Source organism: Pedobacter yulinensis (genome assembly GCF_003029735.1).
Lineage (GTDB): Bacteria > Bacteroidota > Bacteroidia > Sphingobacteriales > Sphingobacteriaceae > Pedobacter > Pedobacter yulinensis.
The window spans coordinates 1,217,791-1,235,779 of sequence record NZ_KZ686269.1 but is presented as its reverse complement, the minus strand read 5'-3'; the positions used below and the strand labels follow the sequence as shown (position 1 = coordinate 1,235,779).

17 protein-coding genes are annotated in these 17,989 nt (G+C 51.4%); 10 read left to right on the top strand and 7 right to left on the bottom strand.

The window, feature by feature from the left end; translation table 11 throughout:
- Positions 1-24 precede the first annotated feature (24 nt).
- The gene (locus C7T94_RS12860) at positions 25-1,434 is read left to right on the top strand and encodes a serine hydrolase (protein ID WP_107215704.1); all 1,410 of its coding nucleotides are present in this window, start codon (positions 25-27) and stop codon (positions 1,432-1,434) included.
- On the opposite strand, the gene C7T94_RS12855 is transcribed toward C7T94_RS12860, so the two are convergent.
- Positions 1,431-2,072, bottom strand: coding sequence for a beta/alpha barrel domain-containing protein (locus C7T94_RS12855; RefSeq protein WP_107215703.1), 642 nt, complete (start codon positions 2,070-2,072; stop codon positions 1,431-1,433). The two genes, C7T94_RS12860 and C7T94_RS12855, sit on opposite strands and share 4 nt — an antisense overlap.
- 20 nt (positions 2,073-2,092) lie before the next feature.
- A complete protein-coding gene (locus tag C7T94_RS12850; protein WP_107216113.1) occupies positions 2,093-3,088 on the bottom strand; it encodes a sugar kinase in 996 nt (331 codons plus the stop codon).
- Between the two features lie 183 nt (positions 3,089-3,271).
- Between C7T94_RS12850 and C7T94_RS12845 the strand changes: the two genes are divergently transcribed.
- The 4 genes from C7T94_RS12845 to C7T94_RS12830 are packed head-to-tail and all read left to right on the top strand — an operon-like array spanning position 3,272 to position 8,091.
- Positions 3,272-4,096 (top strand): SDR family oxidoreductase, encoded by an 825-nt coding sequence (locus C7T94_RS12845; protein ID WP_107215702.1) that lies wholly within the window; start codon positions 3,272-3,274, stop codon positions 4,094-4,096.
- 13 nt (positions 4,097-4,109) lie between these two features.
- Positions 4,110-5,279, top strand: a complete 1,170-nt coding sequence (gene uxuA / locus C7T94_RS12840; protein ID WP_107215701.1) for a mannonate dehydratase — start codon at positions 4,110-4,112, stop codon at positions 5,277-5,279.
- 1 nt (position 5,280) lies between these two features.
- A complete protein-coding gene (uxaC, locus tag C7T94_RS12835; RefSeq protein WP_107215700.1) occupies positions 5,281-6,684 on the top strand; it encodes a glucuronate isomerase in 1,404 nt (467 codons plus the stop codon).
- A 33-nt stretch (positions 6,685-6,717) separates the two neighbouring features.
- Positions 6,718-8,091, top strand: a complete 1,374-nt coding sequence (locus tag C7T94_RS12830) for an MFS transporter (protein WP_107215699.1) — start codon at positions 6,718-6,720, stop codon at positions 8,089-8,091.
- On the opposite strand, the gene C7T94_RS12825 is transcribed toward C7T94_RS12830, so the two are convergent.
- Positions 8,066-9,118, bottom strand: coding sequence for a LacI family DNA-binding transcriptional regulator (locus C7T94_RS12825; protein WP_107216112.1), 1,053 nt, complete (start codon positions 9,116-9,118; stop codon positions 8,066-8,068). The genes C7T94_RS12830 and C7T94_RS12825 overlap by 26 nt on opposite strands.
- Positions 9,119-9,207: 89 nt before the next feature.
- On the opposite strand from C7T94_RS12825, the gene C7T94_RS12820 reads away from it, so the two are divergent.
- Positions 9,208-10,032, top strand: a complete 825-nt coding sequence (locus C7T94_RS12820) for a class I SAM-dependent methyltransferase (protein ID WP_107215698.1) — start codon at positions 9,208-9,210, stop codon at positions 10,030-10,032.
- A 6-nt stretch (positions 10,033-10,038) separates the two neighbouring features.
- Here C7T94_RS12820 and C7T94_RS12815 read toward each other — a convergent pair whose 3' ends face one another.
- On the bottom strand, positions 10,039-10,692 hold the full coding sequence (locus C7T94_RS12815; RefSeq protein ID WP_107215697.1) for a YceH family protein: 654 nt from the start codon (positions 10,690-10,692) through the stop codon (positions 10,039-10,041).
- 117 nt (positions 10,693-10,809) lie between these two features.
- On the opposite strand from C7T94_RS12815, the gene C7T94_RS12810 reads away from it, so the two are divergent.
- From C7T94_RS12810 to C7T94_RS12800, 3 genes are read left to right on the top strand one after another with little or no spacing between them, the layout of a single operon-like run.
- Positions 10,810-11,292 (top strand): DinB family protein, encoded by a 483-nt coding sequence (locus C7T94_RS12810; protein WP_107215696.1) that lies wholly within the window; start codon positions 10,810-10,812, stop codon positions 11,290-11,292.
- Between the two features lie 11 nt (positions 11,293-11,303).
- Entirely contained in the window at positions 11,304-11,738 is a 435-nt protein-coding gene (locus tag C7T94_RS12805; protein WP_107215695.1) for a hypothetical protein, read from the top strand.
- Positions 11,739-11,747: 9 nt separating this feature from the next.
- The gene (locus C7T94_RS12800; RefSeq protein WP_107215694.1) at positions 11,748-12,209 is read left to right on the top strand and encodes a MaoC family dehydratase; all 462 of its coding nucleotides are present in this window, start codon (positions 11,748-11,750) and stop codon (positions 12,207-12,209) included.
- Positions 12,210-12,249: 40 nt separating this feature from the next.
- Here C7T94_RS12800 and C7T94_RS12795 read toward each other — a convergent pair whose 3' ends face one another.
- From C7T94_RS12795 to C7T94_RS12785, 3 genes are all read right to left on the bottom strand, one after another.
- The gene (locus tag C7T94_RS12795; protein WP_107215693.1) at positions 12,250-13,191 is read right to left on the bottom strand and encodes an MlaD family protein; all 942 of its coding nucleotides are present in this window, start codon (positions 13,189-13,191) and stop codon (positions 12,250-12,252) included.
- A 208-nt stretch (positions 13,192-13,399) separates the two neighbouring features.
- The gene (locus C7T94_RS12790) at positions 13,400-14,194 is read right to left on the bottom strand and encodes an N-acetylmuramoyl-L-alanine amidase family protein (RefSeq protein WP_239495010.1); all 795 of its coding nucleotides are present in this window, start codon (positions 14,192-14,194) and stop codon (positions 13,400-13,402) included.
- A 120-nt stretch (positions 14,195-14,314) separates the two neighbouring features.
- Positions 14,315-15,214, bottom strand: a complete 900-nt coding sequence (locus C7T94_RS12785) for an N-acetylmuramoyl-L-alanine amidase family protein (RefSeq protein ID WP_239495009.1) — start codon at positions 15,212-15,214, stop codon at positions 14,315-14,317.
- Between the two features lie 107 nt (positions 15,215-15,321).
- On the opposite strand from C7T94_RS12785, the gene C7T94_RS12780 reads away from it, so the two are divergent.
- Complete coding sequence (locus tag C7T94_RS12780) at positions 15,322-17,982, top strand: putative LPS assembly protein LptD (RefSeq protein WP_239495008.1); 2,661 nt, start codon at positions 15,322-15,324, stop codon at positions 17,980-17,982.
- Positions 17,983-17,989 lie beyond the last annotated feature (7 nt).

Genomic DNA, 17,989 nt, shown 5'->3' with positions numbered 1-17,989 from the left:
TTTTACTTTTCCGATATTAGGGACATGAAGAAAATACTCCGGGCGCTGCTGATCCTGGCTTTAGCGCCTTTTTGCAGCCTGCATGCGCAGCAACAAGGGCTGGCCGACTCGCTTTTCAGCCGGCTTACCGAATCTTATAATGCTGCGCGGTACCCGGAGCTTTACCAGATGCTTAGTGATACCTTCAGACAGCGGGTGCCTGAAAAGGATATCACAGCCTTCTTTGCAAACGCTTTGCGCGCAGGCCTGGGGAACATGGTCTCGGGGCAGGTTGTTCACCGGGAAAACGGACAGTTTTACTACCTGGTCAGGTTTGAGCGGGGTTCCCGGTCTTTTATCTTTATGCCCGATGCGGCGAAAAAAATCGCATTCATGATGTGGCGCCCGCTTCGTGAAACCGCCCAGATCTATACCAACAACCCGCGCAATACCGGTTTTTTAAAGCAGGCCGACAGCCTGGTACGTGGATTTATGTCGGTAGCAGGCAATTCGGCATTGGCCATGGCGGTGGCGACCGGCCGCAGAACCGATACCCTTTACTACGGGACGCCCGCGTTTGACCATGCCGAACACACAACAGGAACTACGGTTTTTGAGATAGGATCCATTACCAAAACCTTCACCGGCGCGGCCCTCGCTGCTGCCCTGAACGCGGGCAAACTTAACCTGGATGATGATATCAGAAAATTCTTACCCGGATCGTATCCTGATCTGCATCGCCAGGGCAGGGCCGTCAGGATAAGAGACCTGGCCACGCACCGTTCAGGTTTGCCGCGGATGCCTGCCGACTTTGAAACACAGCCGGGTTACTCTGCCGATGACCCATACCGGTCTTACAGCAGGGAGGCCTTGCTGGGTTACCTCCGGCTTGTAAAGCCCGATACCGTGCCCGGCACGCGGGAGGTGTACAGCAATCTTGGCATCGCCGTGCTTGGTCTTGTGCTTGAACGAGCTGTCAAAGCGCCTGTTGCCGAACAGATCAGTGCTAAAATCCTTCAGCCGCTAGAGATGCAGCATACTTCATTCGCACCGAAGGCCGCGGAAGCCACCCTCGCCAGAGGTTACAGCGGACAAACGGGAAAGGCCGCGGGGTACTGGACAATGAATGTCTTTGATCCTGCAGGCGGGCTTAAATCGACGCTACCTGATATGCTCAACTACCTCAGGGCCAACATGGAACGAAAAGAGCCGGTCTTGCGTACCGCACAGCTGGCGGTTGCGGGCTCGGGCCCGCGAAAATCGGGACTGTGCTGGGTGCTGGATGGGGATGACGGACTGGTTTGGCACAATGGCGGCACGGCAGGTTTCAGGTCCTTCCTGGGCTTTAATCCCTCGAAGGCAACGGGAATCGTCGTGTTGAGCAACTCAGATACCAGCGTTGATGCGCTTGCAGGGAAACTTTTGAAAATGCTTGGCGGCAGTGTACAGCACTAAAGGGGCAGCGCCTTTATAAGTTGTTCGCACCGCAGGCTGAGCTGCCCGAAGCCGGCTTCATTTGTACCGGCAAACAGCTTGGAACCGAGCCCCACGGCGCTTGCACCCGCATCAAACCAGGTTGTGATGCTTTCCCTGTTCGGTTCAACACCCCCCGTGGGCATGAACTTCAACCCGCTGAAGAGCGGCTTAATGGCTTTGAGAAACCCTGTACCGAGCGTATCTCCGGGAAATAACTTCACAAGGTTGGCGCCCAGGTCTTCCGCCAGGGCAATTTCGGTAGGCGTCATGCAGCCAGGTATCCAGAGTATGCCCGGTTGGGCAGCCACTGCCGCCACTTCGCGGCTAACGATCGGGCTGACAATAAAATCGGCACCAATTGAAATGAACTGGTCTGCATCTGCAGCGGTTTTAATCGTACCGATTCCCATTTTGAGGTCAGGCATTTCCTGGTCGCGTAGTTGCAGCAATTGCCTGAAATTGTCTGCGGCAGCCGCGCCACGGTTGGTAAATTCGAAGGTGCGTATGCCCCCGCTGTAGCAGGCACGCAATATCGACGCACAGGTTTCGGGATTGTCGTTGTAATAAACCGGTATAACCGGTACATGTAAAATATCTTGTAATTGAGTTGCTTGCATGTTTTTTCTAAATAAAAGAATCAGATAGCCCCGTCGCCGAAATCGCCGGCTACGAATAGTTTTTTGTAACCTGCTGCCGTAGCCAGGTCAATGACCTCCTGGCCCGTTTTGCCCGTGCAAAGTGCAAAAAGCAGGCCGGCCATAAAGGCATCGCCGCTGCCAATGCGGTCTACAACACTGGTTGTTTCATAAACCGCAGAATTGAAGTTTCCGTTTTTTTGATGATAGGTACCGTAAAAAAGGTTATGTGCCGGGTTGTCCATAAACCTGAATGTGTAGGCCACATGCCGGCAGTTGGGAAAAGCCCCCATGAGCAGGGCTGCCGACCGCGCAGCCTCTTCCCGGTAAACGACAGGCGGTGTGGAGCGTTCCAGGCCATCGCTTACCGCGATGCCGAGCATTTTACCGGCCGCCCAGATATTTCCCATAACCACGTCACATTGTGACACCAGTTCGGGCATCACTTCAATCGGCTCTTTGCCAAAATCCCAAAGGCGGTTCCGGTAATTCAGGTCGACCGAAATGCTGAGCCCCAGCTTTCTTGCGGTCTGGAGGGCTTCGGCACAAACACCAGCCATATGCGGATTCAGGGCAGGGGTGAGGGCCGTCCAGTGAAAACGGGTGTAGGAACGCAGTACCGTTTCCCAGTCGATCATGCCGGGCCGCAGGTCTGAGAACGATGAATATTTCCGGTCGTACACGACCTCGCCTTTGCTCAGCCCATCTGCAGACAACAAAAAGTATTGCCCGAGGCGGTCACCACCGCGCAATACGTGGCTGGTATCGACACCACGACGCTCCAGTTCAGCGAGCGCCTGGGCGGCCAGTGCATTGTCGGGAATCCTGCTCAGGTAAGCGCAAGGCACTCCCCATCGACCAAGCGATGCGGCAGCGTTTGCCTCTGCACCGCCTACGAAGACACGCGCGAGGTTTTCATCTTTAATAAAAGCCTGCCCCGTCGAACTAAAGCGTAAAAGGAGTTCCCCGAAAATTAAGATGTGTTCTTCCTGGCTCATGGTCGTCTGGTATGTTGTAAAATTGCCGAAAATGGCCGATACGGTCAACGCTCATAACCATTTATTTACGCAAACGTTTTCGTAAATATTTTAGCTGCTGTTCCCGTGAGCGGCAAAATATTTTATTAAAATTGAACTCCTTAACCGGAGTTATTCACGGTTAACAACCAAATATCAGCCGCTATGACAGGTCATCAGAATCCATTTTCACTGGAAGGAAAAGTAGTTGTAATTACCGGGGCAACGGGCGTACTCGGCGAAGCGTTTGTGCAGGCCGTTGCGCAGGCGGGTGCCCGGGTGGCGGTAATTGGCCGGAACGAGGAGCGTGCCCATGCGCGTGTGGCCATGGCTCAGGCCGCGGGCGCCGAAGCCATGGCGCTGATCTGCGATGTACTCGACGAGCAGGCACTCGTATCGGCCCGCGACAAGATCCTTGCTGCCTGGGGCAGGATAGATGGGCTGGTTAATGCCGCAGGAGGCAACATACCCGGCGCCGTTATTGCACCCGACCAGGATCTCTTCGCCGCCAATATGAACGATACCAGGCAGGCCGTCGATCTTAATCTGTTCGGCACTGTTTTGCCAACGCATATTTTTGGCAAAGTGATCGCAGCGCAGGGCAAAGGAAGCATCATTAATATTTCTTCGCTCGCGGCCCAGCGGCCCATTACCCGGGTACTCGGCTATACCATTGCCAAAACGGCTATTGAAGGTTATACCCGGTGGATGGCCGTAGAGCTGGCGCAACGCTACGGCGATCAGGTACGGGTCAACGCGATTGCCCCGGGGGTGTTTCTTACTGAACAAAACCGCGACCTGCTGACCAATAAGGACGGATCTTATACCGACCGTGCACAGAAATTTGTAAACAATACGCCCTACGGCCGACTCGGCAACCCCGTCGAACTGACCGGCACCCTTGTCTACCTGCTCAGTGATGCGTCAGGATTTGTAAACGGCGAGACCATCGTGGTCGACGGCGGCTTTAACGCATACAGCGGCGTCTAAAAATAACGATAGCATGAAACTAAAACAAAGCTGGAGATGGTACGGGCCGAATGATCCCGTTACCTTACAGGATGTTAAACAGGCCGGCGCAACGGGCGTGGTCACGGCCCTGCACCACATTCCGCATGGAGCGATCTGGCCGCTTGAAGATATTCTGGAGCGTAAAAATATCATAGAAGATGCCGGGCTGGAATGGGTTGTGGTCGAAAGCGTGCCGGTGCACGAGGCGATTAAAACGCGCCGTGCCGATGCCGACAAATACATTGAAAACTATAAAGTGAGCCTTCAGAACCTGGCACAGTGTGGTATCAAAACTGTTTGTTACAATTTCATGCCTGTACTGGACTGGACACGTACGCAACTTGACCTGGTTATGCATGACGGTTCTAAGGCGCTGTATTTTAACTGGACAGACCTCGCTGTTTTCGATCTTTACATTTTCAGGCGGGCAGGCGCAGCGGCAGATTACTCAGAAAAAGTCAGGGAAGCGGCGCGTCTTCGCTTTGAGGCCATGGACGATGACGAAAAGGAGATGCTAACCACGAACATTCTCATGGGCATTCCCAACGAAGGAAACATTGAAATGGAAACGCTGCGCAGCAGTATTGAAGAGTACCAGCAGATTGGGCGGGAAGGACTGCAGAAAAACCTGGTATACTTTCTTTCTTCCATTGCCGAAGTTTGCAACACTTCGGGCATCCGGATGACCATCCATCCCGACGACCCGCCTTATCCCATTCTTGGCCTGCCGCGCATTGTGAGCTGCAAGGAAGATTTTCAATACCTGTTGGGAGCGGTAGACCAGCCTTTTAACGGAGTCTGTTTTTGTACCGGTTCGCTGGGGGCCGGCGCCGCCAACCACCTTCCGGATATCTTCGAAGCCGTTAAATCGCGCGTTTATTTTGCGCACCTGCGCAACGTGACCAAAGATGATGAAGGAAACTTTTATGAAGCCGACCACCTCGGGGGCGACGTAAACATGTACACGATCATGAAAGCACTGGTGGAAGAGAACGACAAGCGCCTTGAGCCCATTCCGTTCCGGCCCGATCACGGCCACCAAATGCTCGATGACCTGGCAAAGGTAACCAACCCCGGTTATTCGGCAATCGGGAGGCTGCGTGGCCTGGCCGAACTTCGCGGCCTTGAACTGGGTATTACAGGACGTTATGGCTTAGACTGACATGAATGCATTCATAAACGATCGATTTTTGCTGCAAAGCGAACTTGCGGTAAAGTTGTACAATGACTATGCGAAAGATCTGCCGGTCATTGACTATCATTCCCATCTTCCGCCCGATGTTATCGCGGTCAATGCGCCTTTCGGGAACATCTCGAAAGTCTGGCTTGCCGGCGATCATTATAAGTGGCGCGCCATGCGCACCCTTGGCGTAGCTGAGCGCAACATTACCGGCACAGCGACAGACCGGGAAAAATTCCGGTCCTGGGCGGCCTGCGTTCCGTATACGCTGCGCAGTCCGCTGTACCACTGGACACACATGGAACTCAAAAATCCGTTTGGCATTTCAGAACTGCTTGATGAAAAAAATGCCGACAGGATCTATGACCAAACCTCGGAAATTCTGCAGACAACCGCTTTTCTTCCGCAGTCGCTGCTCGGGCATTACCGGGTTGAGATGCTCGGGACCACAGACGATCCTGCAGACACGCTGGAATTTCACGGCAGGATCGCTGCGGCCGGGTTCAAAACGCGCGTGCTTCCTTCTTTCCGGCCAGACAAATGTTTCGGTCTTGGCCAGGGACAGGCATTTCGCGAATATATCGAGCGGCTTGCTGCCGCCGCAGGTGGTACCATTTCCTCGCTCGACCAGCTAAAACAGGCGCTGGAAAAGCGGATTGACTTTTTTCATGCCGCCGGCTGCCGGATCTCTGATCATGGGCTGAGTCAGATTCCGGTTGCAGAACACGACGATGAACAACTGGACCGCGTGCTGCGGGCGGTTCTGAATGGTAATGATGCAGAAGGTGCGCAGTTTGCCGATGCCTTTACTTTTCACCTGCTCCTCTTCCTGGGCCAATGTTATGCAAAAAGGGGATGGGTACAACAGTTCCACCTCGGTGCAATCAGGAACAACAACAGCGCCAAGATGGCTGCCATTGGTGCAGATGCTGGTTACGATTCGATCGGAGATTATCCGCAGGCGACAGGACTGTCAAGGCTATTTAATCGGCTGGAGGCCGAAAATGGTCTTGCGAAAACGGTCATTTACAACTTGAACCCGGCAGATAATGCTGTGTTTGCAACAATGATCGGTAATTTCCAGGGCGAGGGCATCAGGGGGAAGATCCAGTTTGGTTCTGGCTGGTGGTTCCTTGACCAGCTCGACGGCATGGAACAACAAATGAACAGTCTGTCGAACATGGGGTTAATATCCTGCTTTATCGGCATGCTGACCGATTCGCGCAGCTTCTTGTCTTATTCAAGGCACGACTATTTCAGGCGATTGCTCTGCCAGCTTTTTGCCGAAGACATGCGGAAAGGCCTTATTCCGAATGATCCGGACTGGACCGGTAAGATTATCCAGGACATTTGTTATTACAACGCCAAAGCGTACTTCAATTTTTAACGGTCATCCCTGCCAAACCAGACAAACCAAGTCATGAGCCAAACAAAAACAGGCAATTACAGATGGGTCGTATGCGGCCTGCTGTTCTTCGCAACCACCATTAATTACCTGGACCGGCAGGTACTCAGCCTGCTCCACCCAATGCTTGAAGAGCAGTTTGGCTGGAGCAACAAAGATTATGCGGCCATTACCTCGGCCTTCCAATTCGTATACGCCATTTCCATGCTGTTCGCGGGCCGCATCATAGACCGTCTTGGCACCAAAAATGGCTATACCCTCGCATTGGTGGTCTGGTCGCTCGGCGCCATTCTTCATGCCTTCGCCCTGCCGCTTGGCGAAGGGCTGATGCGCATTCTGGGTAACCTGGGTTTTGCCGCCATGTCGGTCTCGGTGCTTGGTTTTATTGTGGCCCGCGCAGCGCTAGGCTTCGGTGAATCGGGTAACTTCCCTGCAGCGATCAAAGCGACGGCCGAGTATTTTCCTAAACGCGAGCGTGCGCTGGCTACAGGCGTTTTCAATTCAGGGACTAATGTCGGCGCCATTCTGGCACCACTTACCGTGCCGTGGATTGCTGCTACCTGGGGTTGGCAAAGTGCCTTCCTGATCATCGGGGCAGTGGGTTTCCTGTGGCTGATCTTCTGGTTCTGGCTGTATGAAAAGCCTGAGAAACAAAAGCGCCTGTCGAAATCAGAACTGGAGCATATTTACAGCGACGAGCCGCGGGCGTCGGAACAATCGACCCTGCAGGAAGAAAAACAGGCAGAAAAGGTTTCCTGGTTAAAACTCCTTACCTTCAGGCAGACCTGGGCATTTGCACTGGGTAAGTTCCTGACAGACGGGATCTGGTGGTTTTTCCTGTTCTGGCTTCCGGGTTACCTGAAGTCGCAGTATGGTCTGACCGGTACCGACATCATGCTGCCGCTGGCCGTATTGTACAGCATGACCATGTTCGGCAGCATTGGCGGTGGCTGGTTCCCGATGTATTTTATTAAAAAAGGATACCTGCCCTACGATGGCCGCATGCGCGCCATGCTGATCATCGCTTTGTTCCCGCTCGTGGTACTTGCGGCGCAGCCGCTCGGACATTTGAGCTACTGGCTGCCCGTGCTCCTGATCGGTGTAGGCGCTTCCGCTCACCAGGCCTGGTCAGCAAACATCTTTACAACCGTATCAGATATGTTTCCGAAGAAAACGGTCGGCTCTGTTACCGGCATTGGCGGAATGGCGGGAGGAATGGGTGGCGTTGTGGTTTCGCTGCTTGGCGGTACACTCTTTGACCATTACAAGGCACTAGGGCATATTGAAACCGGCTATACCATTATGTTTACCATTTGCGCGGTTGCTTACCTTATTGCCTGGTCTGTGATGAAACTGCTGGTGCCTAAGATGAAACTCGTAAATCTTTAAGCCGGTCTGAAGACGCCCGGATGTGCATCTGGGTGTCCATCAAAACGGTTTCGAATTCCTGACGGACGGCTTTGCCTGTGAGCAGGCCGATCAGCCTGACTGCTGCAAGGTATCCGATTTCCTCGCCTGGCTGGCTGATCGTGCTCAGCGGCGGATTAAATACATCGGCGAGCCGTGTGTTGCTGAACCCGATGAGTGCAAGTTCCTGTGGAATTTTTACCTGCATGCCGGTCAGGATACTCAGGCAGGAAATGCTGATCTGGTCGCTTCCGGCAAGAATCGCATCGGGCCGCGCCGGACCGCGCATCATTTTCCTGAGTGCACGAGCCAGGGCTTCGGGCACACCGGTCTGTGCATTGATCTTCAGTTCGGCTACCTGGTAATTGCTTTCAGGAATGCCGCGTTCGGCCAGGGCGGTCAGAAAACCGTTCAACCGCTGCGTGGCGAAATTAAGCTCAGTACCTGCGTGAATATAGGCCAGCTGCTTATAACGCTTGTTCAGCAGGTGCATGGTAGCATCGTAGGCCCCTTTGAAATTGTTTGCACCCACCTGGTGCGTCTGGATACGGTCGCTGATGCGGTCAAACAAAACCACCGGTATGCCGCGCTGCTGCACGGCAAGCAGCGGCGAGAAATCCGTTGTCTCGAGCGCAGGCGAGATCAGCAGGCCATCAATGCCATTGGCAAGAAGAAGCTCGATGGCCGACTGCTCCTGCAGAAACGATTCCTTGCTTTGCATGATCATGATCTGATAACCCTTTTCCTGGCAAGCGCGGTCAATTCCCTCCAGCATACCCGAAACGAAAGGGTTGTCAATGGCGCAGACGATAACGCCAATCGTGCCTGACCGGCCTTCTTTGAGGCCTTTGGCCAACCGGTTTGGGAAATAATGGTGGTTGTGCGCAAATTCCAGTACACGCCTTTTGGTATCTTCTCCGATCTCGTGGCTGTCGCGCAACGCTTTTGATACGGTCGATACCGAAAGCCCGAGCGCCTGGGCAATGTCTTTTAGTCTGATTTTGGCCATGCTGTTCTGTGTGCTAATATACAGCAGTTGGCCGCATTTTGCGGTACCGTAAGAATGTCTTTTATTTGTGCCGTTTAATACCAAAAATTATGGGCAGCAAACAGCTGATCGATCCTGCGATCGAAGAATTTTATTCAGGCGGCTCGGAAGAAGCCAGGTTGCAACTGGGACTGGGACCACTGGAGCTGGAGCGGAACAAAGAATTGATCGGCCGGTTTCTGCCAGAAGGCGGAGGCGCCATCGCCGATGTTGGCGGTGGTCCTGGTGTGTATGCTGCCTGGCTGGCAAACCTGGGGCATGAGGTTACACTCATCGACCCGGTTACGCGGCACGTTGCCGCAGCCAGAAATAAAGCAGCAAAAATGCGCAGGCCTTTCCGTGCGCTGGAGGCCGAGGCCAGAAACCTGCCATTGGCAGACCGGAGTATGGATCTCGTTGTTCTGCACGGGCCGCTTTACCACCTGCAGGAGCGGGCCGACCGCCTGAAGGCGCTGCTCGAAGCCAGGAGGGTGCTCAAACCGCAGGGCGTGGTGCTGGCTTTTGCCATTAACCACAGTGCCTCGACAGTCGTCGGCCTCCTGAACGGTATGATTCACCAGCCAGGTTTCCGCGACATGTGCCTGGCCGAGCTGCAGACAGGCCTGCATGAGCCCCTGGGAAATACACCGGGTATGCTGCCGAAAGCCTTTTTTCATCGGCCTGAAGAACTGAAAGCTGAACTGGAGGAGGCAGGGTTTTCTGCACCGGCTTTGTTTGCGGTGGAAGGAATGATCTGGCTGGACAGCAAATACTTTGAGACCAGGGGTGACCAGCAGAAGAAAGAGGCCATGTTTGGTTTACTTCGTGCCACCGAAACAAATGAGGCGCTCCTGGCCTGGAGCCCGCACATGATGGGGGTGGGGAGAACCAGTTAAAAGCAGTTACATCAGCTGGCTGTACAAGGCTTCCAGTTTTTCTTTAACTGCAGCGAGTTCGCTTTCCAGTTCTGCTACGCGCGCCTCAAGCCCGCCTGAAACCGGCTGTGTACCGGACGCATCATCTGGAAAGTCAAGGTCAGCTGTATGCTCTCCGCTAAAGAGGTGGTAATAACGCTGTTCCTTTTGCCCCGGCCGCCTGGGCAATGCTCTCACATAAGCTGGCTGGTCCTGGCTCAGTTTTTCAAGCATAGCGGTTACCTCGTCTAAATTCTCGAACTCATGCATGCGGCCTGAGTTGGTGTTCAGCTCACCCGGTGTCTGCGGGCCGCGCAAAAATAAAAGGCTGATCAATGCAACCTCGGCAGGCAAGAGCGGGAAAACGATGGCAAAATTATGTTTGAACTTCACTGCACGGCTTGATCCGCCGGTGGCGGTTGATATGAGGCCCTTACGTTTCAGGCTGTCGAGCGTTAGCGTAACGGTTTGTTCATCATAGTTCACAACCGGCTTTCTGGATGTTTTCTGGTTGCAGGCAGCTGTGAGGCTGTTGATGGTCATCGGGTAATAATCGGGAGTGGTTTTAGCCTTTTCCATCAGGGAGCCCAACACGCGTATTTCTTCTGCTGTGAGCTGCGGCAGATTTTCAGTGTATTCCATGGCTAAAGATACTGAACAACTGACAGAAACAAAGCTTTTGTCAGATCTAAGCGCGACAAGCAGGTCTTTGAAAACTGGCTGCCTGTGCCGGCTGCATTTTGTTTATTATCTTGCGCCATGAATTCACGTGATTTTGAAGCCAAAATTGAGACTGTGCGTAAAACCAGGCGCTACCTGTTGTCGCTTGTAGAAGGTCTCAGCCTGGAAGCGCTCAATGCGATTCCTGAGGGTTTCTCGAACAATATTTTATGGAACTTAGGTCACTTAGTTGCCGCGCAGCAGGGCATTTGTTACCTGCGTGCCGGGCGGGATATGCGGGTCGATCAAAGTTATTTCGAAGCATACAGGCCGGGTAGCGTACCCCGCGAACCTGCCACCGAGCAAACCCGGGCGCGCATCAACGCGTTGCTTTTCAGCACACTCGACGAGTTGGAGGCCGACATTAACGCTGGTGTTTTTGAGCATTATGAACCGCTTCAAACCCGTTATGGCGTAGCGATCAGCCACATTGGCGATGCGGTCTCCTTCCTGCTTTTTCACGAAGGACTGCATAGTGGCTACATCATGGCCCTGAAGCGGGCTGTAGCGGGCAAAGCGTGAGGGTTCCGTGTATGATACATGGCTGCAAGCTGACGCTCTCATTGGGTGAGCAGTCTGTTCATATAGAAAACGATGCCGCGCTCCAAGCGCTGCTTGCACAGGACACCGAAGGGCGGACATTCGAACTTGCGCAATTGCTGAAACAGCTCTATTTGAATCATAAAGGCGAACAGCTGCGCATACCGCTCAGGTCGCTGGAAGTAGAAATATGGGGTCATATGTATTGGGACCTGCAAACGCGCAGGCTGTGCAAAGTGTTCTCTGCCGGCATCTTCAGAAAACTTTTTGCCTTCCTGCTGCGGCCTACGGCCTGGATCGACTGCGGGGCCCGGGGACAGGACAGCAACCGGCGTTTGTGGGATTTTTTAGCTGAAAGGCCCTTTCTGGCGAAGCTATTAAACCCCGGCCGGCTTATAAACAAGCAACAGAATAACATACATAAATAAACGTAAACTATGGTCGTGATCAGAAATCACCAGGAATTTGAGTCACATTTAGGAAAAGAATTTGGCATCTCTGACTGGCATACCATTACCCAGGAACAGGTAAATCAATTTGCAGACGCCACGCTTGACCACCAGTGGATTCATACCGATCCGGACCGTGCAGCGGTTGAAAGTCCTTTCAAAACAACTATCGCTCATGGTTATTTAAGCCTCTCGCTCATTCCTTACTTGTGGAAACAAGTGGTTGATGTGCAGAACCTCAAAATGGAAATCAATTACGGCATAGAAAGCCTGCGGTTTGGTCAGCCGGTATTGGTAAACAGCGAAGTGAGGCTCCGCGTCAGGCTGTCGGGCATTCTCAACCTGCGCGGTGTCACAAAATCGACCATTGCAATAGAACTGGAAATCAGGGATCAGAAAAAGCCTGCTTTTACAGGCGAGGCGGTCTTTCTGTATCATTTTAACGGATAGGGATACCTTAAAAAAAATCCCGGCCTAAACCGGGATTATTTTATTTCTTACCTCCGAAAACCGAAAAGTGAACATATCGTTTCGGATTTTCTTTCAGGTCAATAATGAGTTTGTTCAGATTGTCTGAAGCCGCGTTCAGGTTGTCATACATCTTGTTGTCGTTGATGAGCAAACCGAGGCTGCCCTGACCGCTGTTGATTTTGGTTACTACGCTTTGCAGATCGGCGACCGCTTTGTTCGCATTGTCTATGGTCTGCTTAAAATTGGCTGCCGCTAACTGGTCGCTGACAGAGCCGAGGTTGTCAAGAATGGCTGTAATCTTCTGGTTGTTGTTGCGCAGGTTGCTGGAAATTGATTCGACGTTCGACAGGATTGCCGAAATCTTCTGCCCTTCGGTACCAACCATGTTGTCCACCTTTTTAGACGTGCCCTCGAGTGAGGCCAGGGTGGCGGCAATGCTGTTGAAACTGCGGTCTATATTTCGTTGAAAATTCGGGTTGAGGATCGAGTTCACGCTTGAAAGAATCGAATCCATTTTCCCGATGATCACTTCTGCCTTTTTCTGAACCGGCTGAACGGATTCCATCAGGTTCTTTTCTACGTTTGCGTTCAGCGTATCGCCGTCCTGTGCAAACTTATTTCCCGACCCCAGGTCCATGACAATGGCTTTGCTGCCGAGCAGATCGGTACTTTCCAGGCGGGCTACACTGTTTGTGGGTATCTCATAGGTGCCTTTGATCTTCAGCGTAGCCAGGATGGTGCCGTTAGGCTCCAGCTGTAACTTATCTACCCGGCCAATCTGGAACCCGTTAATGAGCACGGGTTTAGATACACTTAGTCCATCTACCTTGGTGTAGCGTGCATAGAGTACGGTTTCATCAGAAAAGATCGAATTGCCCTTTAAAAAATTGTAACCAATGATCAGCATCGCAATCGCGAATGCAGCGAGTATACCTACCTTGGTTTCGTTTGCTATCTTCATGTATATCTTTGTGTTATGGGCCGTAGGGCGATCGGTGTTATGTTTAGTTGCGTGCTTTTGTTCCGGCTGTACCGAAGTTTCAGAACCGCATTCAGCCCCGGATCATGGATCAGGAAGTATGCCCGGCTCTTCAGTTTCCGGTTTTGATGTAAACACCAAAGTTCTGATTTCGTTTTAAAAATAGCAAAACCAGCCAGATAATTCGGAATTATTTTCCTTCGAGATCGGCCTTATACGTTTTGACAGCCTTAACGATCGCATCGGTAATTTCATCCTGTCCTTTGTCAGAATTGATGTATTTTTCCTCTTCGGGATGGGATATGAAACCAATTTCAGTGAGGATGGCAGGCATTCCGCAACGTTGCAGGATCAGAATTCCCTGTTCCTTAACGCCACGGTTTTCACGGCCGTCGGCAATGTAGTTGGCCTGGACCAGTTTGGCCAGTTTCAGGCTCTTGTCCCGGTAAGCATTTTTGAAAAGCGACAGGATAATAAACGTGGCCGGATCGTTTGGATCGTACCCATCATATTTCTGCTTGTAATTCTTTTCCAGTTTGATGTCAGCATTTTCACGGATGGCCGCATCCTGCTCATTCAAGCGGTGCGAACCGGCCACAAAAGTTTCGACGCCCTTTACAGCGCTGTTCCTGACCGACCGGTATTTTGGTACTTTTTTTCCGTTCTTCAAAGTTGTAAAACCGTCCTTGACCTGAACATTGCCCATTGAATTGCAGTGTATCGAGATAAAGATATCAGCCTTGTTGCTGTTGGCAATTTCAGCGCGCCTTAAAAAATCGACGTCAACATCGGTCGTCCGGGTGTAAATGATCCGTACACCGGGCAAGGCCTCTTTCAGTTTTTTGCCAAGCTTCAGCGTTACCTCGAGTGCTACCTGCTTTTCTGTTGAAAACGCCCCCGCAGCCCCCGGTTTACGTCCGCCGTGCCCGGCGTCGAGCACAATGGTCTTCATTTTATAGCCCTGGGCATTTAAGCGGCAGGGCATCAGAAATATGATGTTTAAAAGGAGCAGGCTAAAAAGTCGGACGGATTTTTGCAACATCAATTTTTTTGCCTTTAAAGGATTCAGACCGCTGAAAGGTTTTTCTTTTTTTTAAAATTCTATTTAATTCTGAACCTGTATGGGTTTGGTCTCTACGCTGTTCTGGTACGATTTGATGGCATTGACCAGGCACGTGACGATCTCATCCTGTCCCTCGGCAGAGTTCATGTACTCTTCTTCTTCCGGATTGCTGATGAAACCGATCTCGGTAAGTACGGCCGGCATTCCTGCCCGCGCAAGGACGGCCAGGCTCTTCTCCTGAACACCCCGGTTAACGCGGCCAACCCGGATGTATTCATCCTGCATAAACTTGGCTACCTTAAGACTTTGTACCCGGTTGTTCTTTTTCATCAGCGATACGATGATATCGTTTTCCGGATTCTGGTCTTCCAGGCCTTCGTAATTTTTTTCGTAGTCTTTTTCGAGGAGCATGGCGGCATTTTCACGCTTAATGACCTCATCCTGTTCGCTTAAACGCCCGCTGCCCGAAACGAAAGTTTCGGTGCCTTTTGTAGAAGTGCTTTTTCGGTACGTCGTTTGCCTGATCGGAATCCGGGAACCGCCTTTGCCTTTTTTATATCCGGTTATGACGGTGCTGGCACGAAGCGGCATATCGTTACAGTGTATGCTGATAAACAGGTCGGCATTTACTTTATTGGCCAGGCCAATGCGTTCGTATAGCGGTACAAAGACATCTTCGGTACGGGTGTAAACGACACGTACGCCGGGCAGCTTTTCTTCGATTGCTTTACCCAGCTTCAGGGCCACCTGCAGGGCGACTGCTTTCTCGGTAGAATATTCCCCGTGCGTGGCGCCGTCTTTGCCGCCGTGACCGGCATCAACAACGATGGTTTTTAATTTGTAATCCTGCGCAACTGACTGATTTACAGATGTAAAAGCACTAAGGGCCAAAAATACCAATCCGAATAATTTATTAAGTCCCGGCAATGGTATATTTTTCATTAATTTTGAACGTTTTTGGTTAAGCATTGATGCAAAAATAACATTCGTACACGAATTTGAAACTCCTATATTCTATCCTTTTTTCGGGCACGGTACTTTTATTAACATTGGTTAGTCAGATTTCGTATGCATCACGAACTGTTTTTTTTCAGCAAATCATCAAAAAACAGGACACAGCAAGACGCAGTAACCAGAAAACGACCTTACCTGGAGATACAGCCGTAAAAACTATCGGCGATACGACCAGGAAAGCTGCCGGGGGTTTAGATGCCCAGGTAGAATATAAGGCAGAAGATTCAACAGTAGTCGACCACAAAAGCGGCATGGTTCACTTGTATGGCAAAGCCCGGGTTAATTACCAGGGTTTTGAACTGGATGCTGAATACATTCGTTATGACTCCAAGAACAACCTGATTTTTGCAAGGGGTGTTTACGACCCTGTCACCCGCAAGTATACTGGCCGGCCTATCTTTAAAATGGAGGGGCAGAGTACTTCGCTGGCAGATTCGCTGCTTTACAACACGAAAACCGGTAAAGGCAATGTCTTCAATCCGTTTACCGAACAGGAAGGCGGTTTTTTCTCGGGCGGAATCTCCAAAAAACAGATCGACGACGAGATTCACGTAAAAAACGTGCTTTACAGCACCTGTAACCTGCCGTATCCACATACACACTTTGGTATTAACATTACCAAAGGTATTGTAACCGAGCGGCAGATTGTAACCGGACCTGTATACCTCGAGGTAGAGCATGTGCCCTTGCCCCTGGGTCTGCCCTTCGGTTTTTTTCCCAAGCCCAACAAGCGCTCATCGGGTATTATTTTTCCAAACTTTGGCGAGGATGCAACACGCGGTTTCTTTGCCCGCGACTTTGGTTACTACCTGGGGCTAAATGACTACTGGGATGCCAAACTTTTGGGTACGATCTTTACCCGTGGCTCTTACGAAACCAGTTTGCTGACCAATTATACCAAGCGTTACAAATACAACGGAAGCCTCAGTTTCAGGTACAATAACCTGATCTCGGGTACAGAAGGTACCGCCGACTATGCAAAACAAAAGGATTTTAACCTCTCCTGGAGCCATTCGCAGAATGCGAATGCGCGCCCGGGTACAACGTTCAGTGCATCGGTAAATCTGGGTACCAGCGGTTATTTCCGCAACTCTGCCGCTGCAAACACCTATGACCCGCGCGCCATCACGCAAAATATCATGAATTCAAGTATTTCTTATGGCAAAGTGTTCGGCGATGGGAAATACAATTTTACAGCTTCACTTGGCCACAGCCAGAATACGCAGAGCCAGCAGGTGGACCTGCAATTGCCAAACTTCAACTTCAGTGTGGCCACCTTCAGCCCTTTCGACAAAAAAGACCGGGTCGGAGACCCAAACATTCTGCAGAAGATTAATGTGGGTTACAGCCTGAGGGGAAGCAATTCGATCTCGGTAAAAGAATACGATCTTTTCAAACGCGAAACGCTGAATAAGTTCCGGAACGGACTGGCACACAGCATTCCGATCAGCACAAATTTTAACGTGCTGCGTTATTTCAACTTCACGCTTTCATCGTCCATCAATGAATACTGGTACCTGCAAAGCATCAACAAGACGTTCTTTAAGCAGGAAAACGGACAAGACCTCGTCAGGACTGATACGGTAAACGGTTTTCGCCGCGGCGGAGACTGGAACCTGAGCACGAGCATGTCGACCAAAATCTACTCTCAGGCTAATTTCAAAAGTACCGGCAAGATCAGGGCACTGCGGCATGTTATGACACCCAGCTTCAGTCTGACCTATAACCCCGATTTTACCGACCCCGCGCGCGGCTATTATAAAGAGGCGCGGTATACCGACCTTAACCCGCTCATCAACAACACCCCGGTATTGGACGCTCAGGGTAACGTACAACGGTATTCGGTGTTTGAGAATGGTATTTTCGGCGGGCCGTCGGCACGGAAAGCAGCATCTCTTGGCTTTTCGATGGACAACACAGTTGAAATGAAGGTCGCCTCTTCAAAAGACACCACCGGAACGGGGGAGCGAAAAATCCCGATCATACAGGGGCTGTCGGTCAGCGCCAATTACAACTTTGTGGCACCGAATTTCAAGCTGTCAGATATTCCTGTGAGCGGGCGATCGCAGTTGAGCGAAAAATTAACGGTAAACTATAATGCCAACTTCAGTCCGTATAGTGTACGCAAAGATTCGCTCGGCGGATCCGTTTTGCTTGACCGCTACACCTGGAAAGACGGGAAGCTGCCGCGGTTGACAACTTTCGGACTCTCGTTCGACTACAGTTTCAATTCTGAAGCGGTAAAGAGCAAGAACAAGAACCTGGATGCAGTAAAGAACCAGACTGCGCCGGAAACACGCACCCAGGAACAAATCGATGCTCTGAACCAGATCAGCCGGGACCCAAATGCATTTGTTGATTTCAACATTCCCTGGAACTTCGCATTTTCGTATTCCTTCCAGTATTCAAATCCCTTATCGACCACCCCAACCATTACAAATACACTCAATTTTAACGGGGATTTTAACGTAACACCCAAGTGGAAAGTGCAGTTTACCTCGGGCTACGATTTCAAGGCCAAGGATCTGGCCATGACCAATATTTCCATTTACCGCGACCTGCACTGCTGGGACCTCAGTTTCAGCTGGACACCTTTCGGGCAATACCAAAGTTATTCAGTAGATCTGAAGGTGAAGGCATCAATCCTGCAGGACCTCAAGCTGAGTAAAAGAAAAGCTTTCTACACACGTTTTTAAACCACGC

What these genes read in the sequence shown, in the direction of transcription:
- C7T94_RS12845 (WP_107215702.1), top strand. Translation starts at nt 3,272, where the DNA reads ATGACAGGTCATCAGAATCCATTTTCACTGGAAGGAAAAGTAGTTGTA.
- C7T94_RS12810 (WP_107215696.1), top strand. Translation starts at nt 10,810, where the DNA reads ATGAATTCACGTGATTTTGAAGCCAAAATTGAGACTGTGCGTAAAACC.
- C7T94_RS12820 (WP_107215698.1), top strand. Translation starts at nt 9,208, where the DNA reads ATGGGCAGCAAACAGCTGATCGATCCTGCGATCGAAGAATTTTATTCA.
- C7T94_RS12815 (WP_107215697.1), bottom strand. Translation starts at nt 10,692, where the DNA reads ATGGAATACACTGAAAATCTGCCGCAGCTCACAGCAGAAGAAATACGC.
- C7T94_RS12795 (WP_107215693.1), bottom strand. Translation starts at nt 13,191, where the DNA reads ATGAAGATAGCAAACGAAACCAAGGTAGGTATACTCGCTGCATTCGCG.
- C7T94_RS12785 (WP_239495009.1), bottom strand. Translation starts at nt 15,214, where the DNA reads ATGAAAAATATACCATTGCCGGGACTTAATAAATTATTCGGATTGGTA.
- C7T94_RS12800 (WP_107215694.1), top strand. Translation starts at nt 11,748, where the DNA reads ATGGTCGTGATCAGAAATCACCAGGAATTTGAGTCACATTTAGGAAAA.
- C7T94_RS12805 (WP_107215695.1), top strand. Translation starts at nt 11,304, where the DNA reads ATGATACATGGCTGCAAGCTGACGCTCTCATTGGGTGAGCAGTCTGTT.
- C7T94_RS12850 (WP_107216113.1), bottom strand. Translation starts at nt 3,088, where the DNA reads ATGAGCCAGGAAGAACACATCTTAATTTTCGGGGAACTCCTTTTACGC.
- C7T94_RS12860 (WP_107215704.1), top strand. Translation starts at nt 25, where the DNA reads ATGAAGAAAATACTCCGGGCGCTGCTGATCCTGGCTTTAGCGCCTTTT.
- C7T94_RS12790 (WP_239495010.1), bottom strand. Translation starts at nt 14,194, where the DNA reads ATGCCCTGCCGCTTAAATGCCCAGGGCTATAAAATGAAGACCATTGTG.
- C7T94_RS12855 (WP_107215703.1), bottom strand. Translation starts at nt 2,072, where the DNA reads ATGCAAGCAACTCAATTACAAGATATTTTACATGTACCGGTTATACCG.
- uxuA (WP_107215701.1), top strand. Translation starts at nt 4,110, where the DNA reads ATGAAACTAAAACAAAGCTGGAGATGGTACGGGCCGAATGATCCCGTT.
- C7T94_RS12825 (WP_107216112.1), bottom strand. Translation starts at nt 9,118, where the DNA reads ATGGCCAAAATCAGACTAAAAGACATTGCCCAGGCGCTCGGGCTTTCG.
- C7T94_RS12830 (WP_107215699.1), top strand. Translation starts at nt 6,718, where the DNA reads ATGAGCCAAACAAAAACAGGCAATTACAGATGGGTCGTATGCGGCCTG.
- uxaC (WP_107215700.1), top strand. Translation starts at nt 5,281, where the DNA reads ATGAATGCATTCATAAACGATCGATTTTTGCTGCAAAGCGAACTTGCG.